We start from the raw sequence: 7826 nt of genomic DNA on the forward strand, positions 1-7826 counted from the left end.
GTTCATTTTCGTTAGGAACCCGCTGATCCGGTGGAATGGCCGCTTCGGTCTTTGCCTTGAAATCCGGAGCGGTAATGGTATCAATAAACGATTCGCAGGCAGTAACGAGCTTTTCGCGTAAGGAAGCCGGAACAAAAACGGGCGTTTCGGCCAGACGAAATTCCAGTTGGTTGGGCCAGTCCTGGTGAATCGAATCCAGAAAGGCCTGGTACTTTTCTTCCGAAAAAGCGGCATTGTAGGTCCGACGAATCGCTGAAATCATATCGAATGGATAAAGAGTGCAGTAGGGGATTAGTTAGCGGCCAGTTTATGGTAGGCATCCCGCAAAAACGTCGGAATAATCACGGACTCCGTTAACAGAATTTTGTCCGGGTCGTTGAGGTGATCGACCATGTTCTGGTACTTCTCGTATCCGTGTTCGTCAATGACCTGTTTCTGTTTCTCGGGCTGCTGGAAGTAGCGTAACATCCCCACGGCATCGGCTTCGGGGTGAAATTGAGTACCGAATACTTCGCGTGAAAACCGGACCGCCATAATCGCCCGTTCCAGCGGCACGTGGGGACGGATTTTTTCCCGGCAAAGCACTTTCGCTCCGATGGCATCAATCCGCGAAAAGTTAGCATTGATGATTTGGTAATCCCGCGAATCCACCGCCCAGAAGGGATCAGGGAGTAATTCCAGGTACGGTTCGTCGTAACCATTGGCCGTTTTGTGAATCGGGAATGTACCGAAGCTAGTTGATTTGCGACGCGTCACCGTACCAATGCCCAGGTGATGACTCACCATCTGGAACGAGTGACAGATAAGCAGTAAAAATTTCTTGGCAGTCTGCGTTTTGTTGTGTTCGAAAACCTGATCAATCAGATCGAAATAAGCCGTACCCCAATCACCCGTTTCGAGTGGATTTCCGGGCCCACCCGTCGAGATGAAAATGTCAAAATCGGCCAGAGCGGGTAACTCACCTTGCTGCCGAACGTCAAAAATTTGCACGACGCAGCCGCCAATTTCCTCCGAAAATTCCTGTACTAATTGCTGAATACATCGCATTCCTTCATTAGGAACACCATTATATAAATCCAGAATGGCTAACCGTATCTGCTTCATAAAACCAAGTTAATCTACTCGTAGTTAATAACTTATCGCTTTTTGTGGTTCAAAAAGCTGAAAAATAAAAGGTAAAGATCGGTATACGTTTGCAAAAACACAGCCTTTTATCGAATCCCGTGGCGGGTTTCTTCGACGATGTAATCCACTACACTTTTGAGGTCCTGCGTCTGTTCCCAGACGGCCAGCTGCCGGTCCGCTCCCGTACCCATCTTCAAAATCGTATTGATGTATTCCACTTCCTTACGACTGCCGAGTTCATCGAGTACATCGTCCACAAACTCCATTAATTCCTGAGCGAGCGTTTCGTAAGGTACTTCTTCCTGACGGCCGAAATCAATCAGTTTTCCCGAGATTCCGTACCGGGCTGCCCGCCATTTGTTCTCACTGATGAGAGCCTTGCGGTAAAGCCGGAAGTTCAGATTCTGCCGCATTAATTTGTAAATTTTCACCACCAGAGCCTGCATGAGAGCCGCCAGACAAATGGTTTCATCCACCCGCATGGGAATGTCACAGATGCGAAACTCAACCGTATCGAAATGCGGATGCAGGCGAATGTCCCACCAGATTTTCTTGCCGTCGTCGATGCAATTAGTCTTGACCAGTAAGTTGATGTACTCGTCGTACTCGTTGGCGGTGTTGAAAAACTCGGGAATACCCGTACGCGGAAACTTGTCGAATACCTTGGAGCGGTAACTTTTGAAGCCCGTGTCGCGTCCGCACCAGAAGGGCGAGTTCGTACTGAGGGCGTAAATGTGCGGGAGAAAATACCGGACGGCATTCATGATTTCCAGCCCTTCGTTGCGGCTCGGTATGCCGACGTGCACGTGCAGGCCAAAAATCAGGTTAGAACGGGCGACATCCCGCATTTCGCTGATAAGCTGGTCGTACCGGGGATTGGGCGTGATGAGCTGATCCACCCAATCAGAAAAGGGGTGCGTACCCGCCGCCGCAATCCGCAGATTCTGCTTGTCGGCCAGCTCCATGATTTCCCGGCGTAAGTACGTGACTTCCTCGCGGGCTTCCTGAATGTTGGTACAGATATTCGTACCCACTTCCACAACGGCCTGGTGCATTTCTGCCTTGACCCGTTCCTGCAGGATAATTTTTCCACCGTCCACAATCTTGCTCATGTGCGAGCGAAGTTCGCGGGTTTCGGGATCTATGGTTTGAAACTCTTCTTCAATGCCAAGGGTAAATACGGGCATAAGGGCTGAGGAATTGGGATGATACAGAGGTGGATTGGGAGTAAGTTTGAGGCGTTTAAAGTTTGAAATGGTTTGATGAACGTTTAAGGTTTGAAAAGATTCATACACAGGCAATTTCAAACAATCAAACGTGCTTTAAACTTTAAATCAAACCTTAAACCCACTCAAACTCCACAAACCCGGCTTAAAAACTCGTCAGCGGCTGATTCATTACACCGGCTTTGGTGAAATCGCCCCAGGTTAAGTTGAGTTTGCCTTCTTCGTAGGTAAGAGCCCGTTCGATGGCATAGGCTGCGGCCGTTTCGACCACCCACTCAAAGTTGGTTTCGCCCACCGAATACACATCGGCATCGGGAGCTGGATTGCAGAAGTCGATGGCAATAGGTACACCATCCCGCACGGCAAATTCGACCGTATTGAAGTCGTAGCCCAAAGCCCGGTTGAGGCGAAGGACATAGTCTTCCATCGTTTTCATTAACGCCGCGTTTTCCGGAAAATCGGCGGCATAGCGGAGGTGATGCGGGTTACGGGGCTCGTAGGGCATAATCCGGACGTGCTTGCCGCCAATACAGTAGCAACGGTAGTACGATTCGAAATCAATGGCTTCCTGCAGAAGCATGACTAACTGACCCGTTTCATTATAAGCCTGAAAGAGTTGATCCGGATTATCTACTTTATAGACATTTTTCCAGCCACCACCCGCGTGCGGCTTCATGAAGGCCGGAAATCCAATGTACTGGTAAATCTCCTCCCAAGGCATCATAGCCAGATTCCGGAACGAAGTTTCCTGCGTGTCGTCGGGTCGTACTTTCGAGGGCAGCAGTACCGTATTCGGCACCGGAACGCCAATTTGGGTAGCCAGAGCGTTATTAAAAAACTTCTCGTCCGCACTCCACCAGAAAGGGTTATTGATAACAATAGTACCCGTGAGAGCCACATTTTTCAGGTACGACCGATAGAAAGGGACGTCCTGCGAAATCCGATCAATAATCACAGCATACTCACTGGCTTCACCCTGTACTACTTTTCCAACGCTGACGGGCTCAGCCCTAATTCCTTCGGGGGCGATCAGATTAACTCGTTCCACAAAAGCCGCCGGAAAGGTGTTTTCCATACCGTGGAGAATGCCGATTTTTTTCATAAGAAAAGGGAGTGGTTGGGGTCCGTTAGTAACGGATGCTAAAGGGTTTAAATTCTTGCGAGGTATTCGGGAAACATTTCCCGCCAGATGGGCCAGTCGTGGGTACCATGCCACCGCACATCGAGCCAGTGTGGAATTTGTTTGGTACTCAGAATTTGCGAAAGATGCTCGGTAGAAGGCCGGCAAAAATCGGAGATACAGGTACCCAAAATAATCTGCATCCGCCACAGGTTTGCGTCATGGGAATGGGGCAGATAATCGGGTGGATTATTGAAATAGACGTTGTCGTCGTAATAGCCGTCCATAAAATTCCGAATGTCGAAAGCGGCTCCCATCGTAAATAGATGGGAGACTTTCTCGGGGTGGCGAAACGCCACGTTAGCCGCGTGAAAACCACCGAAACTACATCCACTCACGGCGACGGTAGGCGTGTGATTTTCGCGTTGCATCCAGGGAATCAGTTCTTCGTTCAGAAAACGGTCGTACAAACTAGCCTGATAGACCCGGGCTGACGGGTGTAAATGCCGGGCGTACCAAGAGTCCGAATCAATCGTATCGACGCAGTATAACTTAATTTTACCGGCTTCAATGAGCGAGCGGGCGGACTCTACTAATTGTACATCCTTCGCTTCATAGTAACGGTGCTGGCTGGTCGGAAATACTAAAACCGGATAGCCCCAATGTCCAAACACCAATAACTCAATATCCCGATGGAGAGAATGCGAGTAATACTTAATGTACTGTTCGTTCACTAGCTGATGAAGTTAGAGCCTACAAGATTATTTCGATTTTTAAAGAATCCAAATAATTAATGGGTTTTTAAGCTTGTTTTGCCTCCAATAAAGAAGTAAATCAAATTTGAGTAAAATTTAATTTGGTTTACTGCACTTGTTCGGTCTTGAAATAACTCGTAACTTACCCATTTTTACCCGCCGTGTACTGATTTCCAGCGGAAAAGCACGTCGGCTGATTTTAATTCTACGCCCTTGCATCCATTCACTGTCACGAGTCATGCGGTAACGCTAACTTCCCATTCCCTGGAGCGACCAGTTTCCCTGACGATTTTGCTTCCCCCGGATTATGAATCGTCTACCCAGTCGTACGCCACCCTGTACCTCAATGACGGGCAGGATTTTGAACGTTTGCGTCTTCAGGAAACCCTAGAAAAGTTATACCAGAAAAATCAAGTGCCCGATTTGCTGGTCGTAGGGATTCACGCGAATGAACGACGGCTCTCGGAATACGGAACCGCTCACCAACCCGATTACAAGGGGAGGGGTGATCGGGCAGAGGCTCATACCCAATTTGTACTCAATGAACTGCTACCATACGTTGAAAAGCACTTTCGCGTACGAAAAGAGCGGGGAAACCGGGTGTATGCGGGTTTCTCACTGGGTGGACTTTCAGCTCTGGATGTGTGCTGGAATCATGCGGACGTATTCTCGAAGGTGGGTGTTTTCTCGGGAGCACTCTGGTGGCGAAGTCGGGCGTATGATGAAGGCTACGATGATACTAATGACCGTATCATGCACGTACAGATTCGAAATACCCTTGGTAAACCCGCTCTGAAATTCTGGTTTGAAGCAGGGACGGATGATGAAAAGGACGATCGAAATAATAATGGTATCATCGACGCGATTGACGATACGTATGATTTGATGCACGAATTGGAAAGGAAGGGGTATACGCGGGAAACGGATTTTACCTATCTGGAAGTAGAGGGCGGACAGCATAATCCGGAAACGTGGGGAGCTGTATTGCCAGCCTTTTTACAATGGGCTTTCAGCGATCGATTCTAAGGAATAATAAGTACACCAAATTTTATAAAATCAGTTTTTATAACGTTTTAGTAACGTTTAATTTTAATAGTATTGCATTGTCTTATCGGTGTTTAACTTTGAAATCCATTGGAAATCAGTAACTTTTGATGGCAAAACATAAAGGAGCGAGGGTTGGCAATAGGGAAGTGAATGTTTAGTTCTCTCAGGATTTTGTACTTGCCTGAATGCGAGTACATGCAACCCTTTCGTTGTTTTTTGCATAATGAAGAAAGACCATTAAACCGTTTTCCGGTGAAAAAACTTCTCCTGCTTATTCTTACCTGCTTTTTTTTCAATCATGCCTGGGCTCAGGGTGTCCGGGGAACGATTACCAGTAAAAGTGGCGAAATACTTCCCTATGCTTCCATTCAGGTAAAAGGTACTTCGACGGGAACCATGTCGAACGGAGAAGGTAAGTACGAAATTGCCCTGAAACCGGGTTCCTACGAACTACAGTTTCAATACCTAAATCACCAGACCGAAACCCGAAACATAGAAGTTTCCGCCGACTGGCAGACGCTGAATGTGTCCTTGCAGGAAATCGCAATAAAGCTAGCCGAAGTACGAATCGGGAAGAGCAAGGAAGATCCGGCTTATACGATCATGCGGAAGGCCATTGCTACGGCCCGTTTTCATCAGTTGGAAGTGGATACCTGGTCGGCCCGGACGTACGTGAAAGGAAATTTTCGCATTGAAAAAGTTCCTTTTCTATTTGAGGATGCCCTCAAGAAAGCCAACCTGCAGGTAGGAACCACGTATATTCTGGAATCAATCAATGACCTGAACTTTCGCCAGCCCAACCAGGTGACCGAAAAAGTAGTATCCATTCGTTCGAATTTACCACCGGGCAGCAATCCAGCCATCAATTTTGCCCGCCTGAGTTTTTATAATCCGATGCTGGGTGAAATCGTCTCTCCTTTGTCGCCGAAATCGTTTGGACTGTACCGCTTCGAATATTTGGGCTTCTTCAATGATCGGGGATTGATCGTCAACAAAATCAAAGTAACACCCCGCAGCAAAGGCCTCAACGTATTGGATGGTACGCTAAATCTCATCGAAGGTAGCTGGAGTATTCATAGTCTGGACTTTAGCTTTCAGGACGAAAGCGGGACGCAGTACGGCATCCGGCAATTATTCTCACCTTTTGAGGGTGTCTGGATGCCCGTACAGCTGGAAACGAACGCTAAAATCAATATTCTGGGAGCCAAGGGCGAAACTCGCTACATTACGTCCGTTCGAAATTATCAGGTCAAGCTAAATCCCAAGTATCACCAGATTCCGGAAGTAGTCGATGAGAAAATCGACAAGGAAATAGCAACAACGCTGCGTAAAACCAACACGCCCGCACCCACGCAGGCAACACGTAAGCAGTTACGAAAAATGGTGAACCAACTGGAAAAAGAAGACCGGAAGGAGCGGAAAAAGGCGGGGGAAGACGTCACTGTTACGCGAAACTGGTCGTTCGAAATTGATACCCTGGCCCGCAAACGACCTTCGACCTTCTGGGAAGGGGAACGGCAGGTACCGCTGACGAGCCTGGAAACGCAGGGCTACCAGCGAGCGGATAGCCTGTACAAAGCCAATGAAGTAAAAATTCGCAAAGATTCCATTCGAAATCTGCCCAAGTTTAAATTCATGCAGTTACTGACCGGCCATACGTATCGGTATGGGCAACGAAAGGAGCTGGAATGGTATCCACGAGTACTGACCTTTGAGTCACCGGTGTTTGATTTGACGAAAAGTGAATTTTTCAATGCCGTGGAGGGATACGTATTGAAAACCAGACTCAGTTACGTGGAACGGCTCTCGAAGGTCAAAAGCTGGAATGCCTCGCTGGCGGGACGGTATTCGTTTGCTCGCCAGCGACTCAACGGGGGTCTTTCCCTGGGGTACACCGTCGAAAACACTTCGGTACGACTCAGTGGAGGCCGCAATGTGTTTCAGTTCAATCCGGCGAATCCCATACCGGAATCCCTGAACACCTTTTATACGCTTTTTCAGGAACGTAATTACATGAAGCTTTACGAAAAGTCGTACTTGACATTAGCCGGAACGCAGAAATTGGGGAACCGACTCTCCGTATCGGCGGCGGTGAGTTGGCAGGAGCGGAATGCCCTGACGAACAATGTAACCCGAGGCTGGGTAGACCGGCCGGATGTTGCCTTTACTTCCAACGATCCCGAAAATAGAGCGTTGGCCAACCAAACGGCTTTTCCTCATCATCAGGCCACTGTACTAACGGTGGACTTTTCGTACCGACCCCTGGCCAAAGCGGCCATTATGAATGGACGACGGTATACGCTTTCCAACCGTTCGCCCGAGCTTACCGGAGCGTACCGACACGGCTGGACAAACGGACAATCATTTAATCAAATTGAATTGGGGATACGGGATGAGCTTAGCATTCTGCGAAATTCATTCTCATACGCCGTGCAGGCGGGTACGTTTCTGGAGAAACCGCTGTACTTTACCGATTACCGCCATTTCAACGGAAATGAGATCATCTTCCAGAATCCAGGCCTCAACAACTTTCGTAACCTTCCCTTTTACCGA

General features: G+C 48.3%; 6 protein-coding genes and 1 pseudogene. 2 read left to right on the plus strand and 5 right to left on the minus strand.

Going from position 1 to position 7826, the window contains the following annotated elements:
• The 5 genes and pseudogenes from ACOJTG_RS17760 to ACOJTG_RS17780 all read right to left on the minus strand — a co-directional run.
• A pseudogene (locus ACOJTG_RS17760) lies at positions 1–262 on the minus strand (hypothetical protein); the annotation flags it as partial.
• 29 nt (positions 263–291) lie between these two features.
• Complete coding sequence (locus ACOJTG_RS17765; RefSeq protein WP_102200030.1) at positions 292–1104, minus strand: type 1 glutamine amidotransferase; 813 nt, start codon at positions 1102–1104, stop codon at positions 292–294.
• A gap of 107 nt (positions 1105–1211) precedes the next feature.
• Entirely contained in the window at positions 1212–2312 is a 1101-nt protein-coding gene (locus ACOJTG_RS17770) for a carboxylate-amine ligase (RefSeq protein WP_420155048.1), read from the minus strand.
• A gap of 184 nt (positions 2313–2496) precedes the next feature.
• The gene (locus ACOJTG_RS17775) at positions 2497–3453 is read right to left on the minus strand and encodes an ATP-grasp domain-containing protein (protein ID WP_420155049.1); all 957 of its coding nucleotides are present in this window, start codon (positions 3451–3453) and stop codon (positions 2497–2499) included.
• 47 nt (positions 3454–3500) lie between these two features.
• The gene (locus ACOJTG_RS17780) at positions 3501–4205 is read right to left on the minus strand and encodes an esterase family protein (RefSeq protein ID WP_420155050.1); all 705 of its coding nucleotides are present in this window, start codon (positions 4203–4205) and stop codon (positions 3501–3503) included.
• Between the two features lie 234 nt (positions 4206–4439).
• On the opposite strand from ACOJTG_RS17780, the gene ACOJTG_RS17785 reads away from it, so the two are divergent.
• Both ACOJTG_RS17785 and ACOJTG_RS17790 read left to right on the plus strand, forming a co-directional pair.
• Positions 4440–5252: an alpha/beta hydrolase gene (locus ACOJTG_RS17785; protein ID WP_420155051.1), complete on the plus strand. Its 813-nt coding sequence runs from the start codon at positions 4440–4442 to the stop codon at positions 5250–5252.
• A gap of 273 nt (positions 5253–5525) precedes the next feature.
• Positions 5526–7826 (plus strand): DUF5686 and carboxypeptidase regulatory-like domain-containing protein (locus tag ACOJTG_RS17790; protein WP_420155052.1); only part of this gene is annotated, 2301 nt, incomplete at its 3' end.

The organism is Siphonobacter sp. (genome assembly GCF_048595215.1).
GTDB lineage: Bacteria > Bacteroidota > Bacteroidia > Cytophagales > Spirosomataceae > Siphonobacter.